The sequence below is a fragment of the Streptococcus sp. SS-4456 genome (genome assembly GCF_036680365.1).
Taxonomy (GTDB): domain Bacteria; phylum Bacillota; class Bacilli; order Lactobacillales; family Streptococcaceae; genus Streptococcus.
Map to the genome: position 1 here is coordinate 65472 of NZ_JAVIHI010000005.1, position 22266 is coordinate 87737.

General features: G+C 43.0%; 16 protein-coding genes and 1 other RNA gene. All 17 read right to left on the reverse strand.

The window, feature by feature from the left end; genetic code table 11:
* Nucleotides 1-58: 58 nt before the first annotated feature.
* The 17 genes from RFK25_RS02655 to RFK25_RS02735 all read right to left on the reverse strand — a co-directional run bounded on the left by RFK25_RS02655 (nucleotide 59) and on the right by RFK25_RS02735 (nucleotide 22048).
* Complete coding sequence (locus RFK25_RS02655; protein WP_332411309.1) at nucleotides 59-1408, reverse strand: glucose-6-phosphate isomerase; 1350 nt, start codon at nucleotides 1406-1408, stop codon at nucleotides 59-61.
* Nucleotides 1409-1489: 81 nt separating this feature from the next.
* A complete protein-coding gene (locus RFK25_RS02660; protein ID WP_332411310.1) occupies nucleotides 1490-2032 on the reverse strand; it encodes a hypothetical protein in 543 nt (180 codons plus the stop codon).
* 217 nt (nucleotides 2033-2249) lie between these two features.
* An RNA gene (gene ffs, locus RFK25_RS02665) (signal recognition particle sRNA small type) lies at nucleotides 2250-2339 on the reverse strand.
* Nucleotides 2340-2382: 43 nt separating this feature from the next.
* Nucleotides 2383-3246, reverse strand: a complete 864-nt coding sequence (srtB, locus tag RFK25_RS02670) for a class B sortase, LPKTxAVK-specific (RefSeq protein WP_332411312.1) — start codon at nucleotides 3244-3246, stop codon at nucleotides 2383-2385.
* Between the two features lie 61 nt (nucleotides 3247-3307).
* Nucleotides 3308-3775: a hypothetical protein gene (locus RFK25_RS02675; RefSeq protein ID WP_332411314.1), complete on the reverse strand. Its 468-nt coding sequence runs from the start codon at nucleotides 3773-3775 to the stop codon at nucleotides 3308-3310.
* Between the two features lie 88 nt (nucleotides 3776-3863).
* Complete coding sequence (gene tadA, locus RFK25_RS02680; RefSeq protein WP_332411315.1) at nucleotides 3864-4355, reverse strand: tRNA adenosine(34) deaminase TadA; 492 nt, start codon at nucleotides 4353-4355, stop codon at nucleotides 3864-3866.
* Nucleotides 4356-4751: 396 nt separating this feature from the next.
* Nucleotides 4752-6722, reverse strand: a complete 1971-nt coding sequence (tkt, locus tag RFK25_RS02685; RefSeq protein ID WP_332411316.1) for a transketolase — start codon at nucleotides 6720-6722, stop codon at nucleotides 4752-4754.
* A gap of 100 nt (nucleotides 6723-6822) precedes the next feature.
* Nucleotides 6823-7914, reverse strand: coding sequence for an L-ascorbate 6-phosphate lactonase (ulaG, locus tag RFK25_RS02690; RefSeq protein ID WP_332411317.1), 1092 nt, complete (start codon nucleotides 7912-7914; stop codon nucleotides 6823-6825).
* Between the two features lie 131 nt (nucleotides 7915-8045).
* Entirely contained in the window at nucleotides 8046-9734 is a 1689-nt protein-coding gene (locus RFK25_RS02695; RefSeq protein ID WP_332411318.1) for a BglG family transcription antiterminator, read from the reverse strand.
* A 118-nt stretch (nucleotides 9735-9852) separates the two neighbouring features.
* Nucleotides 9853-10470: a hypothetical protein gene (locus RFK25_RS02700; RefSeq protein ID WP_248049268.1), complete on the reverse strand. Its 618-nt coding sequence runs from the start codon at nucleotides 10468-10470 to the stop codon at nucleotides 9853-9855.
* A gap of 78 nt (nucleotides 10471-10548) precedes the next feature.
* Nucleotides 10549-11265, reverse strand: coding sequence for an L-ribulose-5-phosphate 4-epimerase (locus RFK25_RS02705; RefSeq protein WP_024386066.1), 717 nt, complete (start codon nucleotides 11263-11265; stop codon nucleotides 10549-10551).
* A complete protein-coding gene (locus RFK25_RS02710; protein WP_332411320.1) occupies nucleotides 11265-12128 on the reverse strand; it encodes an L-ribulose-5-phosphate 3-epimerase in 864 nt (287 codons plus the stop codon). The genes RFK25_RS02705 and RFK25_RS02710 overlap by 1 nt, the downstream gene beginning before the upstream one ends.
* 5 nt (nucleotides 12129-12133) lie before the next feature.
* On the reverse strand, nucleotides 12134-12799 hold the full coding sequence (locus RFK25_RS02715; protein WP_332411321.1) for a 3-keto-L-gulonate-6-phosphate decarboxylase UlaD: 666 nt from the start codon (nucleotides 12797-12799) through the stop codon (nucleotides 12134-12136).
* Between the two features lie 95 nt (nucleotides 12800-12894).
* Complete coding sequence (locus tag RFK25_RS02720; RefSeq protein WP_332411323.1) at nucleotides 12895-13380, reverse strand: PTS sugar transporter subunit IIA; 486 nt, start codon at nucleotides 13378-13380, stop codon at nucleotides 12895-12897.
* A gap of 56 nt (nucleotides 13381-13436) precedes the next feature.
* Nucleotides 13437-13715, reverse strand: coding sequence for a PTS sugar transporter subunit IIB (locus tag RFK25_RS02725; RefSeq protein ID WP_029179495.1), 279 nt, complete (start codon nucleotides 13713-13715; stop codon nucleotides 13437-13439).
* Between the two features lie 278 nt (nucleotides 13716-13993).
* Entirely contained in the window at nucleotides 13994-15442 is a 1449-nt protein-coding gene (locus RFK25_RS02730; RefSeq protein WP_332411324.1) for a PTS sugar transporter subunit IIC, read from the reverse strand.
* Nucleotides 15443-15670: 228 nt separating this feature from the next.
* A complete protein-coding gene (locus RFK25_RS02735; RefSeq protein WP_332411326.1) occupies nucleotides 15671-22048 on the reverse strand; it encodes a pullulanase in 6378 nt (2125 codons plus the stop codon).
* Between the last annotated feature and the right edge of the window lie 218 nt (nucleotides 22049-22266).

Sequence of the window (22266 nt, forward strand, 5' to 3'; positions counted from 1 at the left end):
ATTCTACCATAAATTCAAAGGAAAGAAAAACTGGCCGTTTCCGGTCAGTTTCATTCTATTACAAACGTGCGTTCAATTCTGCACCAAGTTCTTCAAATCCTGGTTTGCCAAGAAGAGCGAACATGTTTTTCTTGTAGGCTTCTACACCTGGTTGGTCAAATGGGTTGATGGCATTGAGGTAACCAGAGATCGCAATTGCCAACTCGAAGAAGTAGAAGGTGTAACCAAGTGTGAACTCATCTTGTTGCGGAAGAGTGACAAACATGTTTGGTACGCCACCATCTGTGTGGGCAAGCAATACGCCATCCGTTGCTTTTTTGTTTACAAAGTCAACATCCTTACCTTGCAAGTAGCCAAGACCGTCAAGGTCTTCTGCCATGTCAGGAATGAGGATATTTTTTCTTGGTTTGTCAACACGAACCACTGTCTCAAAGATATTGCGGTTTCCTTCTTGTATGAATTGTCCAAGAGAGTGCAAGTCTGTTGAGAAGTTAGCAGATGTTGGGTTGATACCTTTTTGGTCCTTACCTTCTGACTCGCCCGCCAATTGTTTCCACCACTCGCTGAAGTATTGAAGTGATGGCTCGTAGTTTGCCAAGATTTCTGTTACATAACCTTTTCTGTAAAGGATGTTACGCACTGCAGCATATTGGTATGCTTCATTCTCAGCAATTTTATCTGAAGTGTAAGTCGTACGAGCTGCGTTTGCACCTTCCATAAGGGCATCAATGTCTGCACCAGCTGCCGCGATTGGCAAAAGACCAACTGCAGTCAAGACTGAGAAACGACCGCCAACATCATCTGGAACTACAAAGGTTTCCCAACCATTTGCGTCCGCTTCAACCTTAACTGCACCTTTTGCCTTGTCGGTTGTCGCATAGATACGCTTGTTAGCTTCTTCTTGACCGTATTTCTTGACAAGCAATTCTTTGAAGACGCGGAAAGCAATTGCAGGCTCAGTTGTTGTACCTGATTTTGAAATCACGTTTACTGAGAAGTCCTTATCTGCCACGTAGTCTACCAAGTCAGCAAGGTAGCTTGATGAGATAGAGTTTCCAGCGTAAAGGATTTGTGGAGCTTTGCGTTCTTCACGAGTTTGCAAGTTTACAAAGGCATTGCTTAAGAAATCAATAGCAGCTTTAGCACCAAGGTAAGAACCACCGATACCGATAACTACCAAAACTTCACTTTCATTTTGGATTTTAGCGGCAGCTTCCTTGATACGAGCAAATTCTTCTTTGTCGTAGTTTTCTGGCAAATCCAACCAGCCGATAAAATCGTTACCAGGACCTGTTCCTTGACGGAGCATTTGGTCAGCTAGGGTAACTTGTGGTTGCATATAATCTACTTCTTGAGCTCCAACGAATTGGCCCAAGACTTTTGAATAATCAAATGTAATATGTGTCATGTCATTCCTCCATTTATGTACCATAATATGATAACGCTTTATCATGTTTTTTTCAAGGGATTTATCAATTTTCATTTATTTTCATGAAATGGTTTGCGTAACTTGTTTATTTTTCACAAACACAGGGTCGTGATAAGGAATTTCATAGTCTGCTAAGACTTGACCCGACTGTGTCACTGTTATCATATTTGGCAATATTTTTGACAATAAATATAGTGGGACCAGGCTCACATACCAGATTGTCATCACTTCAAAAATAAACTTGCTATTATTCCCTCTCTGAATATAGCGTTGTCTGTATTCTTCTTTTAAAAATGGATGAGGAATGTAAATGTGAAACGGGACAGCACCACGTACAAGCATAACCAACAGCATCCTTACTAGAAAATTCATCGCGACAAGGACAGTCTTCCCCTCCTCATGCAAGGTATAGGCTTTTTCAACGTAGATGTTTTTATAATTCTTATCTTTAATCGGACGTGGAGTTGATTTTCTTTCTTCTTTATTCAAATGACGAACACTAGAATTATCATATTTGATATCCGACATTTCTAAATCTACAATTTGTGAAGATTGCTTGGCAAGTGTCGTTTTCCCCAGACCTGGAAAAGCAAATATAAACATAGGCTATCCTCCTTTTCCTCTGTAGAATAGCAGAGCTAACAAAAAGTTTTCTTAAGAGGAAATCTATTTTACTCCTTTTTCCCTATAAATCAATAGAAAATTCCAAAAATCAGTCCCCAGACGGATAGAAAAATACTTGCTAAGTCAGTTGCCCCTATTTCTAAAAATCAGACAAAGAAAACCCTCTGAAAGCATGATTTCAAAGGGTTTTTAGACTATATGCAAAAAGAGCACACACCCGACTTCGCTTAGGGCTGCTGGATTCCTCCCCTGACCCGCTTCACGCACGAATGTTGCTCCGTTTATTATTATAACACTTTTTTATAAAATAGCAAATTTATTCTATAGGTCTAGCGAGTCGGCACATAGGTCAAACTCGAACCGTGTTGCTCAAGGAAACCCTCTAGCTCTGAATCTGGAATCTGTCTTAAGAATAATACCGCCCTTGTCGTTAAATCTTCAGCACGACAAGTTGCCAAGACTAGATAGTGATCAGTTGATAAGATTGGTAAATTTGGATTTTTAGCGACTGCTTCTTGACTAGCCAGAGCTAATAGATTAACGAACTCTTTCCCATCTGCAAAATCATGTTTGTAATAGTGAGTAGTTTCAGGGATAACAATTGTAAAAGCAGCTTGATAATAGAGAATTCTTTCTGGAGTCTGAACGACGAAGAATGGATGTTGGTCAAAATAAGCCTGGTTTTCATAGTAGGTCACAGTTTGAAAAATTCTTTCATCGTCTACCAACGGACCACGGACATGTCCAAACATCCAAGTCAGGGGATCACTAAAATCATTTTTACTTTCAGTATCCATAAAAACGGTCCCAAAATAAGGCTGGTATCCCCCTTCAAATGTCTTGTCAAGGTAGGTTTCATTATCCGTCGTTTGTACTACTGGCTCGTCCAAGGGTGTTCCTGGTGCATAAATATAGGCTACAGTATCTGGGTTTATACCCTTCAACTCTGTAAATAGTGCCTGCATTGCTGCCTTTTCCTCAGGACTAACCTGATAACTAGGTACTACAACTTCTTGACTAGAGGAACTAGTTGACTGACTAGTTGTCTGAACAGTTACTTGCTCAGTCCCACGATCCCACAAGAAGTGGCTGACTGTCCTCCCAAGAATCCCCATTGCAACAATGACAAGTATCCCTAACAAAATTTGTAATATTCGAGGATTCTTTCTCTTATGCTTTTCACTTCTATTCATTAGCAACCTCCTAGAAAAAATAAAGTTGCCGTAAAAGGCAACTTTATTGGCCAATCAAGTCTTATTGTACTGGACTTGTACTTGGCAGAGTCTTTACTTCTGGTGAGCTTGGTACGGTTGGTTCTTCAACTGGTGTTGGTACTTCGACATCTGTAGTAATACCATAAACATAACCATCACCATTTTCGTCAATTCCACCTTTGAGGTTGAGAGACTCTTTTGTTGGTGCAGTAGCAGGAACTGCTACAATGTACTGCTCTCCAGTTTCTTCATCTGTTTTGACAGAGTAGATCAAATCAGATGTTTGAACTGGAGCTGTTGGTGCTTCCGAAGGAACTTGGGTAATCTCAACAGTTCCATCTTCTAAGAATGCTTCAATATTTAAAGTTGGAAGCGGCTCTGCAGTTGGAGCCTCAATCTTAGAATGGTTGTTAGGATCTACTGTAGTACCCGGCTCTAGAGCTGTAACAGGAACTACCAAGCTTCCTAGAAAAGCAACCGCCGCAAGAGAAACGACTGTCTTTTTCATAATAAAACTCCTTCCAGTTTTATATTTTTTTGTAAGCGCTCACCACTCACACTACTATTATACAAGTTCATTTCTCAAATCACAAGAATTATGTGGTTATTATATTGATTTTCTTTTGTTTTCTTCGTTTCCTGAAAAATTCCTGCATCATTTCGATACAGGTTTCCTCCAAAATGCCAGACTCAACTATAACTCGATGATTCAAGCGCTCATCTGTTAAAATGTCGTATAGGCTACCTGCAGCTCCAAATTTTTGATTTTTTCCACCAAAAATCACTCGAGGGATCCGGGCAAGTCCGATTGCTCCGCTACACATAACACAGGGCTCAATGGTCACAAAGAGGGTCGTATCCAACAAACGCCAGTTGCCTTCTGATTTATTAGCTTCCTGAATAGCCATAACTTCCGCATGCATAATGGCCTGATTGAGCTCTTCACGGGCATTGTGTCCGCGACCAATAATCTGTCTATCCTTAACGATGACGCAGCCAATTGGAATCTCGTCTTTTTCCAGTGATTTCCGTGCCTCAATAAGGGCCTCTGCCATAAAATATTCTTTTTCTTCTTGCGTATATTCCATATACTTATTATATCAGAAAATGGTCTACATCATCTATACTTTCCTTATTCAAGCTTTGAAGATAGTATGCAACTGTAACTCGCTCAAAAAACTGATAAATGTACAGACAAAAAACCTCCTCTTACGATGAAGGTATGGGAGAGTTATAGTGATATTTACATTTATCGTTATATCACTACGAACTTTGTATGCCAATATATTTTTAAATTTATTTAGCCTGATTGATTCACACTGTGACTTCTTTCTAGTAAGAGGCACTAATGATGCTACTAGTTTCAGAAAAATCATTGTTCTCTACTTACTATGTTTGTTTTGTTTATTTATTAACACAAAAATAACGGAATTTCTATATTCATAATAAAAAACAGCCCCGAAGGGCTGTCTGTACAGTTTCTATTACAATTCGCCAACTAATTTCACAACATTTTCAACTGTGAAGCCGTAGTTGTCAATAACTGTTTGGGCTGGAGCTGATGCACCGAAGGTGTCGATACCAAGAACTTTACCGTCAAGGCCGACATACTTGTACCAGCTTTGAGTTGCACCCATTTCGATAGCCAAACGACGACGGATGGCATTTGGTAGGATTTCTTCCTTGTAGGCAGCATCTTGTGCATCGAAGAGTTCAGTTGATGGTACAGAAACCACACGAACCTTAGTGCCTGCTGCTTCTAGTTCTTTGGCAGCTTTAACAGCCAAGTTCACTTCTGAACCAGATGCAAGAAGGATTGTATCAAAGCCTGCTGCTTCATAGACAACATAAGCCCCTTTTGCAACCTTGTCAAAGTCTGTTCCTTCTTCAACTGTCAAGTTTTGACGAGTGAGAACAAGGGCTGATGGTGTAGACTTGCTAGTCAATGACAAGTACCAAGCTGCCTGTGTTTCACGCGCATCTGCTGGGCGGAAAACGTTGAGGTTTGGCATAGCACGAAGTCCTGCCAAGTGCTCGATCGGCTCGTGAGTTGGTCCATCTTCACCTACTGCGATCGAGTCGTGGGTGAAGACGTAAGTCACAGGAAGTCCTTGAAGGGCTGACAAACGAACTGCTGCTTTTACATAGTCTGAGAAGACGAAGAAGGTACCACCATAGACACGAAGTCCGCCGTGGGCTGCCATACCATTCAAGATAGTTCCCATGGCAAATTCACGCACACCGAACTGGATATTGCGGTTGAGTGGGTTTGCTGCATCCTGCAACCCATCTTCCTTGATGTAGGTCATGTTTGAGTGAGCCAAGTCAGCTGAACCACCGAGGAAAGTAGGCAAGACCTTAGCTGCTGCGTTAAGGGCGTCTTGTGATGAGTTACGAGTTGCTTGTGAGAAGCCATTTTCGTAAACTGGGAAGTCTTCTGGCTTGATTTCAACTACATCACGACCTTCCAAGATAGCTGTTACTTCAGCTGCTAATTCTGGATGTGCTACTTTGTAGTCTTCAACTAATTTCACCCAAGCATCGTAGGCTGCGGCACCGCGATCAGCTACATTAGCTTTGAAGTCCGCATAGACTTCAGCTGGAATTTCAAATGGACCATAGTTCCAATCAAGCGCCTTACGAGTTGCTTCTGTTTCTTCTGGACCAAGAGGTGCTCCGTGAACGCCATTTGTACCTTGTTTGTTTGGGGAACCGTGACCGATAACAGTCTTGATTTCGATAAGAGATGGCTTACCTGCTGCCTTAGCTTTTTCAATAGCAGCAAAGATTGCATCCACATCTGTACCGTCTGTTACGATATCTGTGTGCCAGCCATAGGCATTGTAGCGAGCACGCACATCTTCTGTGAAGGAATCTTTTGTTTCACCATCTAAGTTGATATCGTTTGAATCATAAAGAACGATGAGTTTTTCTAATTTTTGAAGACCTGCATAAGAAGCTGCTTCTGCAGAAACACCCTCCATCAAGTCGCCATCACCACAGATTACGTAAGTATAGTGGTCAAAGATTGGGAAACCATCGCGGTTGTACTTAGCTGCAAGGAAACGCTCTGCTTGCGCAAAACCCGTCGCAGTTGAGATACCTTGTCCAAGAGGACCTGTTGTTGCATCTACACCTGCTGTGTGACCAAATTCTGGGTGACCTGGTGTTTTTGAACCCCATTGACGGAAGTTCTTGATTTCATCCATAGTGACATCTTCAAATCCTGACAAATGAAGAAGTCCGTAGAGGAGCATTGACCCATGACCTGCTGATAAGATGAAGCGGTCACGGTTCACCCAGTTTGGCTGAGCGGGGTTGATACGAAGTTCTTTAGTAAAAAGGCTGTAGCCCATTGGAGCTGCACCCATAACAACACCTGGGTGACCTGATTTTGATTTTTCAATGGCGTCGATACCAAGAAAACGAATTGCGTTTACTGAAAGTTGTGACATGTTTTTCTCCTTTTAAAAAGTCATGGTTTCATTATACCATAAAGCGTTTTCGCTTGTCAGTTTCAAAAGGCAGGACTTTCGTCCCGCCCCTCTTGTCTTCTTATAGCAAAGCCTTGAATTGAATGTTTGAATCTTCCAAGAAGCAATCGTCAAAGCCACGTGGGTGGTGATATTCGATACAGTCCTTGTCCATCGGATAAGTATACTTGCCACCAACTTCCCAGATGAATGGATGGAAATCGTATTGCAAGCGTTCCTTACGCATTTTCCATAGTTGCAAGATTTCATCTGTTGACGCCATGAAGTTAGACCAGATGTCATAGTGAACAGGGATGATTACCTTAGCACGCAAATTTTCTGCCATACGGAGGAGGTCGATTGAGGTCATCTTGTCTTGGATACCGATTGGGTTGTCACCGTAGTTGTTGATAGCAACGTCGATGTTGAAGTCGCGACCGTGTTTTGCAAAGTAGTTTGAGAAGTGGGAGTCTGCACCGTGGTAGATGGTTCCGCCAGGCGTTTCAAAGACATAGTTGACTGCCTTGCGAGCCATGAGTTCATCTGTCACAGGAAGTCCTGCTAATTTACCACCATTTTCGTCATAACCTTCGATCGGAAGTGTCACCAAGCAAGTACGGTCGAAAGATTCTACAGCGTGGACCTTGATGTCTTTAAACTCAAAGCTATCGCCTGGTGCGATACGGATGATACGGTCAGCTGGAACACCCCATTTTTCCCAGATGTCGCCACTTTCAACTGGACCGACAAATTTGACATGGTTCAACTTTGGATTGTTGATGATGGCAGCGGCTGTGCTGATGTCCATGTGGTCGCTGTGGACGTGTGATACCAGGTAGTAGTCCAATTCATTGATGGCAAATGGATCGATAACCATTGGTTGTACACGCAAGTTTGGTTGCAATTTACGAACACCTGCCATATTAGCCATTTGGTGACCCCAAACCATGTCTTTTACTTTTTTAGTAGACTTACCGCGAGATGACCACAGGTCCATAACCACGTTAGCTCCGCCAGGTGTCTTAATCCAAACACCACAGTTGCCTAGCCACCACATAGCAAAGTTGCCTTCAGGCACTACTTCTTCTTCAATTTCTTCATTAAGCCAAGTTCCCCACTCTGGGAAAGTTGAAAGAATCCATGATTCTCTTGTAATATCTTGAACTTTAGCCATTTTTCATTCCTCCTATAAGGCTGATTGTATTTCTATGTTTCTAGTATATGCGCAAAAGGTCACAAAAAAAAGACCAAATAAAACACAGGCTTGTGTTCACATTTGGACTTTAAGGCTTAGGCAAGCCAAAGTCAGTACAAATCTGTTTCAATATCGCGACTAGATACATTTGACAGCAGTTCACTACTGATGAGCTTTTGCAGTCTGCCTTTGAGTTCTTGGACTGTCTTGCCATCTGATAAATAGCCAGCCAAGAGCTTATCTAACTCTACTGCAAATCCCTGTTTCTCATCAGACAGGCTACGGTATTTGGCAAAGTGGGTGAGATTGAGTACATCATCGAAATCCAAGATTGGATGGACCCGTACCAGTGGAAAAGCCGTTTCCAACCCCTCACTAGTTGTAATTAAGAAATCTACTTCCAACAAATCTTCAACACTTTTAAATTGCTCCGTAGTAAAGACTGCTCCAATTTTCTTGTCAGACAGATGGTGCTGGCATTGTCTATAGAGTAAACGTTGAATAGAAACTCCCTCATCACAGATTAGATAGATGTTCTGGCTCTGTACCTTGCGGGTTCCACTTCGGCGAATGGCCCCTCCTAGATGAATGGTCAGATAGGCAATGTCCTCATCTGTCAGCTCAATCTCCCATTCCTCCTCTAATATCTTGCCGGAAATCTGGGTAACAGCAAACAGGGTGCTATATTTTTCCTGGATTTGCTTGACCATTGGATTTTTTGATAAAATCCCATAGGTCTTTCTGAAGAGTAGGGCCTTACAGTGAGCCAAGAGATGTCTAGCTAGCTCCTCTGGATTTTCCAATTCAAAGGAAGAATGCACTTCAAAATGATGAATAAACCGGTCAACCACTCGTTTTAATTCGGCAAAATCCTGACTAGTCACATGAATATCGCTATCTTTCCGGTAGGATAGAAGCAAGATAGCAATCAAGGAAACCTCAATATCATCTAGCTCCAAATCAAAACTAGACCAAAGCGCCTCTTTCAGATCTTGGGCAACTAGATACTCAATCCGTTCACGAACCTGTTCAAATTCCTTGAGAATGGCGCGTTCTTCCAACTCATCCAACTCCATATTGCGATAGCTGAGTAAGAGAAAGGGGAGAACCTTAAGCATAAACTCAATCTCATAGCGATTGATCTTCTTCCCTAGTTTTTTCTCCAGACCTGCAACCTGACCCTGCCAGAACCGAACCATTCCTTCTGAGAAGAGAACTTGGTACTCGACTAGATCCGATAATTTCTCTTCAAGGACTTGGAGAAAGCCCTTGTTAGCATCTGAAAAAATGCTATAAAGTAGAGAATGAACATACTGGATTTTGTTCAGGGGATGGCAAACTAAGCTATAGCCTTGGCTCTTGGACACATAGAGGGTCATCTTATATTGCTCCTGTGTCAGTTGCGATCGAATTTCATTGAGGTCATTCAAGACTGTGTTACGAGAAACCTCTGTCAGTTCCATAAGCTTTTCAATGGTTACCCGTTCAGGTGTAATACAAATGTAGACCATCATCAATTGAATACGTTCATCCATATTCATAATATAGCTATAGGAATCAATGGAATCTAAGAGTTGGCGACAGGCTTGCTTTTGCTCTTCGGACAAGCGAATGCCTATCCGAGGCAGACTTTCCAGAGCTTCAATACCTTTTGGCAAAGAAGCATTGATTTTTTCCAAGTGGTAGTAGATTTTTCTACGCGATTGTTGCAATTCCTTGGAAATAGCCATAACGGTTTCTGGCTCTTGGATACCAATCAAATGCCGTAATAAGGCACAACTGCTTTTATCTAGTAACACCGTTTTTCCCTCCTCTCTTTCTCTATCTTAACACATTTATGCACCAATTCCTAATAATTATAAAAACTGAACGTATTCGTGCATTTTCATTCAAAATTGCCGACCCCATCCAAAAAGCTTAGTAGATACTCTTAATAATCTCCACCCGTGTAATCAAATCTCCATGCATATTGTCAATCCGTAGAGCCACATTCTTCAGATAGACACAGGCTCCGATGGCAATGGTTTTCTCCTCTTCATTGAGTTTACGGGTCACAAATTCACGTAGGGTTTCACTGCCTTCGCTAGGAATTTTAACCCTGGCAATGATATTGGCAACCCTGACCTTCTGGCTGGCCCGCATGATGATGTTGTTGGAATCATCAAACTGGGTAAAGAGGTATTTTCTCACTGCAAATAAGATGGCAACCGACACAATGCCAATCAGGTAATCCATACTGGAACCATGTTCCACAATCAATTGACGGGCAATAGCAACCAAGAGCACCTCGATGACAGTACTAGGGGATTGTTTGCAGAGCATTTTGATGAATTCGACCCCGACTGCCAAAGTCATAGCCTTGCTTAAAAAACTCTGGATAAAGTTATCCGCTTGAATACCACCCGTCAGTGAACCAACTAAATCCGCCAACAACAAACCTGACAATGCTAGGAGGGCTAATCCTAAAATGGCTGATAAAATCAACTCCAGATAGTAGGCAACCTCTGTCAGACTATCTTGTAAAAACTTTCTCATGTCCTCTCCTTTCAAAAAAAGAAGAATGAGGAGAGCTCTTTTCTCATTCTTCTAATCGTTCTTGGCTAGAAACAAAGCTTAGTGTTCATCACCTTTTTGTCCGTAGTAGGCATTTGGACCGTGCTTACGGAGATAGTGCTTATCCATGATGTAGCTTGGTGCTGGTTCCACCCGTGGATTGATTTGTTCTGTGTAGCGGTTCATCCGAGCCACTTCTTCTAGGACAACACTATGGTACACTGCCTGGGCAGGATCCTTGCCCCAAGTGAACGGACCGTGATTGCGGACAACAATCCCTGGTACTGCAACTGGGTCAATACCACGACGCTCAAATTCCTCAATGATGACTGAGCCTGTTTCTTTTTCATAGGCAGTATTCACTTCTTCGGCCGTCAAAGAACGGGCACATGGTACTGGACCGTAGAAATAGTCTGCGTGCGTTGTTCCATAAAATGGAATGTCGCGACCAGCCTGAGCCCAACCAACTGCCTCTGTCGAATGTGTATGCACAACAGCATGGACATTTGGCCAAGCCTTATAGAGGGCAACGTGGGTCGCCAAATCAGAAGATGGGTTGAGGTCACCTTCTACCACATTTCCATCCAAGTCAGTCACCACCATGTTTTCTGGTGACAATTTTTCATAATCCACACCAGAAGGCTTGATAACAATGCGACCAAGTTCACGGCAGACTTCTGATACGTTACCCCAGGTGAATTTGACAAGACCGTGGGCAGGTAGAGCGATGTTGGCTTCATAGACTCGTTGGCGCATTTCCTGTAAATCTTTTGGCATTAGTTCAACCCCGCTTTCTCAATCAATGGATAGAGGAAAGCCTGTGCTTCTTTAATGGCTGCACGTGTTTCCTCAACCGTTTCACAATTCTCTGACCACATTTCAATCAAGAATGGACCTTGGTAGTTGGTCTTTTTCAAGACTGCAAACATATTATCCCAGTCCACACAGCCCTGACCGAATGGGACATCACGGAATTGACCTTTGGAGTTTTCGGTTACCGCATAGGTATCTTTCAAGTGAAGGGCTGCAATAGAGCGATGGCCCAGGAAAAATTCGCTATAAATGTCATTGTGCCAAGCGGACACGTTTCCAGTATCTGGATAAACAAAGAGATATGGTGAGTCGATTTCCTTCTCAACTGCTAGATATTTTTCAATAGAGTTGATAAATGGATCATCCATAATCTCGATGGCCAACATAACCTGAGCCTGTTCTGCCCAGTCGCAAGCCTTGCGGAGATTCTTGATGAAACGTTCTCTAGTTTCAGGCGACTTTTCTTCATAGTAAACGTCGTAACCAGCCAACTGGATGACACGGACACCCAAGTCCTGAGCCAGTTCGATACACTGTTTCATGGTTTCTAAAGACTTAGCTTCAAGAGCAGGATCATTGGAACCAAGCGGATAACGACGGTGACCAGAGAAGCAAATGGTCGGAATACGGACACCTGTTTCATAAATTGCTTTGACCAAGTCTAAACGCTCTTCCTTGGTCCATTCCAAACGAGCCAAGCGAGCATCGCTCTCATCCACCGACATTTCCACAAAGTCGAAACCTAATTCTTTGGCAAACTCCAAACGCTCTTTCCATGTAAAGTGTTTGGGCGTTGCCTTTTCATATATTCCGATTGGTCGTGCCATAGGTCTTACCCCCAGATACGACGGATTTCGTCTTTGAATTCACGCGCTGCAGCTGCTGGATCTGCTGCTTCTGTAATACCGCGACCTGCGATAAAGGTAAAGACATCTACACCCTCGAAGAGTTTGAGGGTAGCCACATCAAGACCACCTGTTACAGAAACGCGGAAGCCCATGTCAACCAATTTTTTCACTTTATTGAGGTCTTTTTCACCCCAGGTTTCGCCAGCAAGAAGGGCGTCACGAGATTGGTGATAAATAGCTTGAGAAATACCTGCATCCAACCAAAGCTGAGCCTGTTCATAAGTCCAGTCACCGTAAAGCTCGATTTGGATTTCACCCTTGTCGCCACGCACTTCCTTGATAGCCTTCAAAGCAGCTTCCATGGTTGGAATGGTTGCAGAACAGATACAGGTCATCCAGTCCGCACCACGAACAGCATTGTTTTTAGCAACTGTACCACCTGCGTCCGCACACTTGGTATCCGCAACGATGATCTTGTCCGGGAAGAGGCTACGAAGAACTTCCACCAATTCGCTACCAACTTGGAGCAAGCAAACCGTACCTGCTTCAATCACGTCAACTTCATGACCAACAGAGACAGCAGCCTTAATCGCTCCCTGCAAATCTGAGTGATCCAATGCAACCTGTAAATTTGGGATATGTTTTGTCATAATACTATTACCAAGAGTGAATAGACGGCCGATAAAGCTTTCTATTCCCCTTCAATTCCTTTCATTTTTGTCTACGTCAATTTCTAACCGTCAAATTAGCTTTCCAAGTCTAAACCCTCTAAGTAAGGGCTGTTTTTAGACTCTTCAACCATTGCCAATACTTCTTCTGGTGTCTGACAGGCTACCAGACGCTCAATGGAATTTTCCAATTCAAAGAGGGCAATAATCTGTGGAATAGCTACTGATGTGTGAATCTTTGGATCTGTCGCAGCCAAGGTCAAGAGGACAGAAACCTCTTTACCATCTGAAAAGGCTACTGGTTTTGTCAAGGTAATCAAGGCAAAGGAATCTTTCAAAACACCGACACCAGCCTGGGCATGTGGCATAGCCATACCTGGCATGAGCACATAGTAGGGACCGTATTCCTCGGTTGAAGCGATGATGGCATCGTAGTATTCTTCTGTTGCAGCACCGCTTTCAATCAAAGGTTCAACTGCCAAGTGAACAGCTTCCTGCCAGGTTTCTGCTGTCAAACCCAAGCGGATAGAATTGTTTTCAATAAATGCTTTCTGTAAATTCATGATGTTCTCCTTTCTATGTGAAAGGGGATGAGAAGAAATCCCGCCCCCTTTTTCCATTACAATACCTGACTAAGTTTAGTCTTGATTTCGTTATCGTCCATGAGGTTGTCAAGACCAACCAAATGACCATTTGTACGACCTTCCAATTCAGCGATCAAGTGATTTGAAGCAACAACAATGTCATAGCCTGCTGCCAAACCTTTTGCTTCACCTACTGAGCAAGAAGCAGATTGGAAATCTGTTACACCAAGTTGACGAAGAGCATTTTCAACCTTCATCTTGATAACCATGGATGAACCCATGCCATTACCACAAGCAGTTAATACTTTAACCATCTTATTTTCTCCTTGTTTTTTATAAAATATATTTTGTTGTTTTTGTTAATGAACCAAGTAATAAACGAAGTTTTGTTCTGTTGATTTTCGAATATCTCTCGTCTTACTGAAGAACAGGCACTCAATGAAAATCAGAAGCAGACTAGGAAACGCAGCCGAGGTAGCTTCAACAGTCTAGTAGACTGTTGAAGGTTGGAAATCCTACTTACAATAGTAAGTGTCTTTCGTAGAGTTCACCAAGGCTCTTGACGACGTATCCTTTTGATTTTCGAAGAGTGTTAGTCCGCTTGCGCCTCACCGCGATAGTAAGCTTCCTTATCTTTTGCTTTTGCAAATTGAAGTTGTGGGATAGCCAACAAGAAGAGGCAGACAAGAACATAACCAGCAACACCGAGGTATTTGAAGGCATAACCGAATGGCAACCATGGGATTTCGAAGTCGATGTTTCCGTGGTAACCACCGCTCAATTCAAGCAAGCCGACGCAGACTGCACCAAGGGCTACTTGAAGGACACCTGAGAGGAAGGAAAGGATTGCTGCCGCTTTCCAACCACCACGCTTGTCAGCGTAAACTGCGATAGCTGCGTTATCAAAGAATACAGGTACGAAACCAGTGATGATAAGGATTGGGCTCTTGAAGATAATCAAGAGAACGATAGTGATCAATTGACCAACCAAACCGAAGGCAAAACCTGAAAGAACTGCATTAGATGAACCGAAGCCATAAGAAGCTGCAACGTCCACCGCTGGGAATGAACCTGGAAGCAGTTTGCTTGAGATACCTTGGAAGGCATTTGTCAATTCTGCTACGAACATACGTACACCCTGCATCAAGATGAAGAGATATACTGAGAAAGTGAAGGCTGTTTGTACAACGTACATGAAGAAGGCTTGTTTAGCTGGGTTGTATGGTGTGCCTGAAGTGATTACTTCTGGGTTTGCCATGATTTCTGGACCCAAGATGAACAAGATGACACCGAAGAAGACCAACATCAAGGTTGCAGATGCAACTACTGTATCGTGGAAGATGTTGAGGAAGCTAGGCAACTTCAAGTTGTCCAAGTTTTCTTCTTTTTTACCAAGTTTTGGAGCAATCTTATCTACAAACCAGATTGCGAATTGTTGTTGGTGACCGATGGCAAATCCACCGCCACCTGTCAAGCGTTGAGTTGCTTCAACAGTCATGTTTGAGCTGACTGCCCAGTAAATACCACAGATGATACCGATAGCTGCTGTACCGAATTGGTTACGAAGTTCTGGGATAAGGAAGAGCACCATCAATGAGATTGTTGCCGCTTGTTGTACCATGATATGTCCAGTGATGAACAGAGTACGAACTTTTGTAACCTTACGAAGCGCAACCAAGAGGATGTTGACACCAAAACCAATCAAGAGGGCTGTTGTAGCTGCTGATACAAAATCAGGAAACTCTTCAGCGATTTTACCGTTTGCTGCTGCAAGACCGAAGTAAGGGTCGATAACTGCCGCATCAATTTGGAACTTGTGGTTCAAGGCTGCCAAGATTGGACGGAAGGTTGTTACCAAACCACCAGCAGCTACGTTCAAAATCATGTAGCCGACCGTTGCTTTGATAAATCCTGCAAAGACATCATGAGGCTTTTTCTTTAAGAGGGCGTAGCCCACCAATACCAAAAGACCTACGAAGAAGGCTGGATTCTGCAAGATGTTTTGCGAGAACCAGTTTAATGGGGTTTGAAGAAAATCCATTTTTCATTCTCCTTTTGAAATGATTTTTATGGTTTTATTATAAATCTTGAAAGCGTAAACAAAAAGACCAAATAAAACACAGGCTTGTGTTCACTCTTGGACTATTTGTCCATTTTTCTAATGATTACTTATAAACCGGAAAATTTTAAAGACGATTTGGTTTCTGCCCACAAAATAAAAAAGAGGTCAAGAACCATAGGGTTCCTAACCTCTTGGGAGGAAAGCATACTATTCTTCTGATTTTTTATTTCTTCCTTGTGCAGCAACTGTCAAACCAAGTCCAGCAAGTCCGAGACCTAGAAGCGCCAAATCATTTTGACGGTCACCTGTCGCTGGTAGGCTTTCTTTGTTTGATGCACGTGTGGTTTGTTCAGACGCTTGAGCTGTTGGAGTAGAAAGGCTTGGTTTTTCTACCACATCCTTAGCCTCCATACCACCCTTAACAACAATCCGTGCCTCACCATCTACTACTGTTTCAGATAACAGATTTGTTGCTACTACCTTACCATCAACCAAGACATCTTGATAAACCAAGACTTTCTTGCCTGCCTTACCTTCTTGAAGCATATAAGATTGACCTTTTGCAAGAGTTGTATCATAGCGAACTTCCTCTGCAATTGGAAGGACAGATTCTTCTGTACGTTCTTCCGTAGTAAAGTCTAGGGTTGGTTTTTCTTCAGCAGTAGGGGCTGTATCTGGAACTGCCGTAGTGATGTAAGGCAAACGAATCACTGTTGCAGTCAAAGGTGCAAGAACAACTGCGCTATCAGTCAATTCGACACCCACTAAATCAGACAATGCTTCTACACCTGCACGTTCACCATCAACCAGTACTTGACCCTGCAGTAAATCTTTGTAACTATCTGAAAGAACAAAACTACGTTCCTTACTGTCAGCATTGACAAAGACAGCATAGCGATCACCGTTGCTTGCAATGGTCTGATAGGCAATAACCACATCGTTTGTAGCAATACCATTTTGACCTGGAATTGAAATCAAGCTAACCATTTGATCGACTTGGTCTTTTGTTCCCAAACGGAAGGCATCTGTAGATTTGCGCAAGGCAATCAATCCTTTTGTAAAGGCCTGAGTACGGGTATTCTCTGGATAGAGCGCCTCATCTGTCGCTTTGGTCCAGTCAAACTTGTTGACCGCATCAGATGAATCATAAGAATCATGAATGTAGTATGGATAGTCAAATGGCGTACCATCTGCATTGGTCAACAAATGAGCTTTGTTCGGCACTTGATCTTCTGCTACAGGGTACTGATAATCAGGGTGAAGGAACTGTTTGGTCCGTCCATACTCCTGACCAGAATGGATAAACGGTGTCCCTTGAGCAGTCAAGACTAGCAAATTACCCAAGCGTTGACGTTGGTGAATTTCAGTATAGTTTTCAGCGACTGACGGATCCTTCTTGATGGACTGAGCGATAATATCAAAGAGGGTCAAGTTATCATGCGCAGCAATATACTGGATCACATCGCCTGGATCATCTGCCAAGAAGTTGCCTGGTTGTGCCTTGATGTTATTGAAGACAGATTCTACACTCTTAGCACCACCTGTGATAAAGGCTGGCTGGCCTTCGTTTGGATAACCAGATTTAAGTGTATTGCGAATGTCATCTGAGAATACTGCAACCGTATCTGTTGAACTCATCCAGTCTTGGTCCGCCGGCTGAACAGGCTGATTGGCATCGCCTGTAAAGGTTCTCCAACCTTCACCAAGCATAATGATGTTTGGATTGAGTTTTTGTGCCTCGGTAAAGGCCAGCTCAATCGCTTCGGCATCATGGTCACCCATCATATCGAAGCGGAAACCATCTACCTTAAACTCGTCCACAAGATACTTGATAGAATCAACGAGGACACGGCGACTCATGTAGTGAGTGGTTCCCAGACGACCACCACCAAAGCTTGATTTAGCCGTACCATCTGCCTCCATGAAGTGATAATAGTTTGGCTCTAAATCTTCAAATAAGAAAGTCTTAGAAGTGTGGTTATACACCACATCCAAAATCACACCCATGCCTTGTTTGTGGATTTCATTGACCAGGTTTTTGAATTCCTCGATGCGTTTCATTGGATCTGTCGGATCTGTAGAATACATACCTGTAAAGGCAAAGTAGTTCTGTGGATCATAACCCCAGTTGTAGTTACTGTTGCTTGATGCGTACTCGCTCATCCGCTCTGCATTTTTCAATTCATTGACATAATAGTAGCTCATAACAGGCAATAATTGAATATGAGTCACGCCCAATTCCTTGAGGTAGCTGAGACGCTCTGCAAAGGCCGCAAAGGTGCCAAACTGAGCTGTCAATTCATCAGAAATAGCAGGATCGGATGTGAAGTCACGGACATGAGCCTCATAGATAATAGCATCTTCACGCTGATTGAAATTAGGAATAGTAGCATAATCCAAATCGCTTGGACCAACTTCTGATGGATCCACAATCGCAGCCTTGGCAATCCGATAAGATGGATCTGTATCGGCCAAATCACTATTCCACTCCGCTAAAGATTTAGCATATGGGTCTAAAACAAGAACAGATTGACCCCCACGAGTGATTTCATAATGGTAATAGTAACCACGATAATCTGTGATACCAAGACCTGATTGACCATTCAATTCAAGATCCCATTGTCCTTTATCGCCCTTGGTCATGGCTAATGTACCGACCACTTTAGACTGATCATCCTTATCATAAAGAACAACTGCCACACTGTCTGCACTTGGAGACCAGAGAGTCATATCAACGACACTACCAGCCTGACGCACACGCGCACCAAGCTCCCCATCATAAGCATAAAGCTCATCCTTCAACTGCCAGCTCATAGTTGTTGTGAAGCTATCATTGCCATATTTGAGGGTATAGCCCGCATTTTCTTGGTTGAAATCCCCGAGGACTCGCACCTTGTTGCTAGTAAGGTCCAAGACAAGGTCCGTCACAGCAACTGTCTGACCATTCTTATCTGTTACAGACAATTTCTCCAAGATGCTATCCTTATCCGCACCTTCCAATGTTGTAAAGGCTGCCTCTAAGGCTGTTAGGCTAACGTGGGAAACACCTGTCACACGGACATTATTGACAAAATAAGGGTTGGTGTAAATAGTCGTATCATCATCCTTGAGGAAGATTTGTGTCTGATTTTTCAAATCTGTAAAGCTATAATCTTTCTGCTGTATCTTCACATCGTCTCCTGACTTGCTTTCATCCAATAGCAAGAAGCCAATGGAACTTGGTAAATCTGTCAATTTGACATCGATATAGGCGCCGTACTTGCCTTGGTTTTCAAAATCAATACCATTTGGCCAGTCACCCAAGGTAACATCAGTCACATCACCCCAGATCCAGAGACCTTTTTGGTCATAATTGCCGTCGGTACGGAAGTAATTGATACGGATATAGCCTTCTTTGAGTGGTTGATAGAGGCTGAGTTGGTAGTTTTCATCAAACCAAGCTTCATTCATCTTGGTGCTAATCCGTTCAATGATCTTATCACCTGTGATGTTCTCACCAGAAGTGTTATTAATCAACAAACTAATCTTGCTAGCTGTTTCGTCTTTCATCTTGATGTCCAGATAATAACCATAGTCATCCTGTTTAGCGGTACTGAAATTGGTTGCACCCGTTGGCCAAGCACCAACATCTGACGATGGTTTTTCGACATCATCCCATGTCCATAGACCTAGACTAGATAAATTATCAGATGGTAGAGTTTTAAAGTGAACACGTAAGTAGCCTGCTTCAATTGGTTCTTCAGTTGCTCCTTGCACACTTGCATTGACAATGTCACCTGCTTCTGTCTGAAGGAGCATGGTGCCACCTTGACCGATTGTTGGAAGTTCGACTTGAACAACCCATTTACCGTCTTTCTCGATAGCTTGATACGTTTTTCCTGTGTAGGCATCTGTGACAACCACATCCTTACCAGATACTTCAAGCGCCATTTCCTTGCTCTCGGTATTGGTTGAGAAGACAAGATAGGCAGCTTGATCTTGGTAACTGCGTTTGCTGATAAGCCAACCTTGGCTATCATTTCCAGCAAGGGTGCTTGTATCACCGCGTGAGAGTAATGTTGAATTGGCATTACGGAAAGCCAACAATTTTTGGTAATGGTCCTCTATGTCACTTGTCTCTACCTTACTCCAATCGAAATCGTACCGGTTGTCATAAACTGGCCAGTTGTTTTGCCCAGATTGCCCCACTTCTTCACCGTAGTAAATGACTGGCTGACCTTTAGCAGTAATCAAAAGACTAGCAGCCAATTTCAGTTTGTCCAGATTTCCTTCTTTTTCTGCGCCACCGAGACTGTAGAGGAAACCATCTTCGTCGTGACTGCCCAAGAATTGACCCAGAGAAGCTGCACTAGTCAGAACCTTGCTACGTTCTTCCAGCTCTTTCCCAGCTGCTTTTAGTTGGCCATTGACCAGATATTTGGCAATATCCTTGAAGCCAAAGTCCAATAAGCTGTCCATAGTACCGATACCCAAGTCACCCTTGGTATCCTTATAATTCGCTCCCCAAGTTTCCCCAATCAAGTGGAAGTCAGGATCTCTATCCACCAATTCATTTTTGAAATGTTGCCATGTGGTATCATCAACGTGTTTGACGGTATCGACACGGAAGCCATAGATTGAATTGCCCTTGGCAGTTGTTGAGCGTTCCAACCAAGATGCCTGCCAAGCAACCAACTGATTGCGAACAGCTGCTTCTTCTGTCTTGAAGTCAGGTAATCCAGATAATGAGCCTAATTGGTCGTCTCCCTGCTTGTCTTCTTCCTTAGTCCGTACCATACCTGCAAAGGTTTCTTCTGTACCATAGCCAGCATGGTTGAGCACCACGTCAACAACAATGTTTATACCTTTTTCCGCCGCGGCATCAATCAATTCGTGGAAATCAGCTAAACTTCCCAAATGCGGATTTAGTTTCTCAAAATTGGATGCCCAATAACCATGGTAAGCATAGTACTCTCCATCTGTTGCGCTACCAACATTCTGTGGAATATTTTCAACAATCGGAGTCAACCAGATAGAGTCCACACCCAGTTCTTTCAAGTAATCCAGCTTGGCTGTCACTCCTTTGAAGTCACCGCCTTGGTAAAGACCGCGTGGGTTGGAGGCTATTCCTTCCACTAGCTTGTCATTGCTGGTGTCCCCATTGTAGAAACGGTCTGTCATCATGAAGTAGATAACTTGCTCGTCCCAGTCTTTTTCACCATCTGCCTTGATACGCTCTGTAATGGTCACATCCAATTTTGTTTCATAGTAACCGTTGTCCTTGTCATAGACCTTTACAGGAAGACTATATGTACCTGGCGCTGTGCTAGACGTCGCTTTAATGGTCACACGATTGAGCTCAGTAGAGATTGGCACAAGGCCTCCACCGATGGCACTTGTATCGACTTCCATTTTGACAATCTCAGCATTTTCAGGGTTGGTGACAGTTACAGATACCAAGCCGCTTTCATTGTAGTTGAATGGTGCTTTGCTACTAGCCTCAAGGGTCACATTTTTTGTACCCGGAGTAGCTTTACTTGTATCTAATTCTACTTTCTCTTCGATAAAATATGGATTTGTGTAAACTTTGTCGTCACCGTTTCGAAGGAAAATTTGGCTATGCCGTTTACGATCTGCAAAGGCTAAATCAATCGATTTATTACCTGCTAGGTCTGGGTTATCTTGGTTGAGCAAAAGAAATCCAAGCTTGGAATCTAATCCATTCGAGAGGGGAATGTCAACATAGGCTCCGTATTTGCCAAGTTTAAAGTCAACGGCACCTGTTGGCCAGCCATCACTCGCTTCAGTCGTATCGCCCCAAGTCCAAACGCCCCAACCCTCATAATTGTTATCTTCACGGGTGTAGTTGATACGGAGGACATTTTCATCTTTGAGAGGCTCATAGCTAGACACGCTATAATCGCTCGCAACCCAAGCTTCATTTTGTTCCGGAACAAGAAGCTCCACTTTTTGGTCCGATTCTGTTATTTTTTCCCCATTCTTGAGAACCAGATAGCCAATCGTTCCTGGTGTCTCAGATTTTTTAATATCAACGTAGTGGCCGTAGTCATCTACCTGACTGCTTGAAAAGTTCGCTGTATCCGTTGGCCATTGATTCCCATCGGACGGCTCTGCCACTCCTCCCCAAGTCCACAAACCTTGGCTTTCTGGTGCTGTTTCATCTACATTTTCAAAGTGCAGACGAATGCTGCCTTCTTCAATGGGTGCTTCAGTTGCAGTTGTCGTATCTGCTACGGCTGCTCTTTCTTCCACAGGTGTTTCAGTAGTTGCCAGTGGATTCGCTGTTACAGTATCTGTTGTTGTTTCAACAAGCTCAGTGACTGCTGGAGCCTCAACTGTTTCAGATACCCCAGTAGGATGTGTAGTAGCACCAGTCCTGTCTGTTTCAACCGGTTGCTCTGAAACACTTGTAACAGTAGTCGCCATCACCTCTTCAGCATGGACCACATGACCTGTCCCAGACATCAAAAAAGCTGTCGCAATACCGACGGATGCAACTCCGATATTAAATTTACGAATGCTAAAAAATTGTTTTTTCTCAAACATGCCACTTGATTTCATCTCACGAATGGATTTCTTTTTCATAGGCTCCTCCACATAAATTGATTTTTATAGTATAAGTATATACAATCGTACCCACTCTTTGCAAACGTTTTCTTAAATGTTATCGGTAACAAAAATCAACAAAAAAAGAAACTACTGAGGTGTAGTCTCAGACTGAAGACAAAGTCCTTAGAATTTATTTTCTAAGGGCTTTTCTTCGTATTTAGGAGTATAATATAATAAAAAGGACTTGTGAGGTT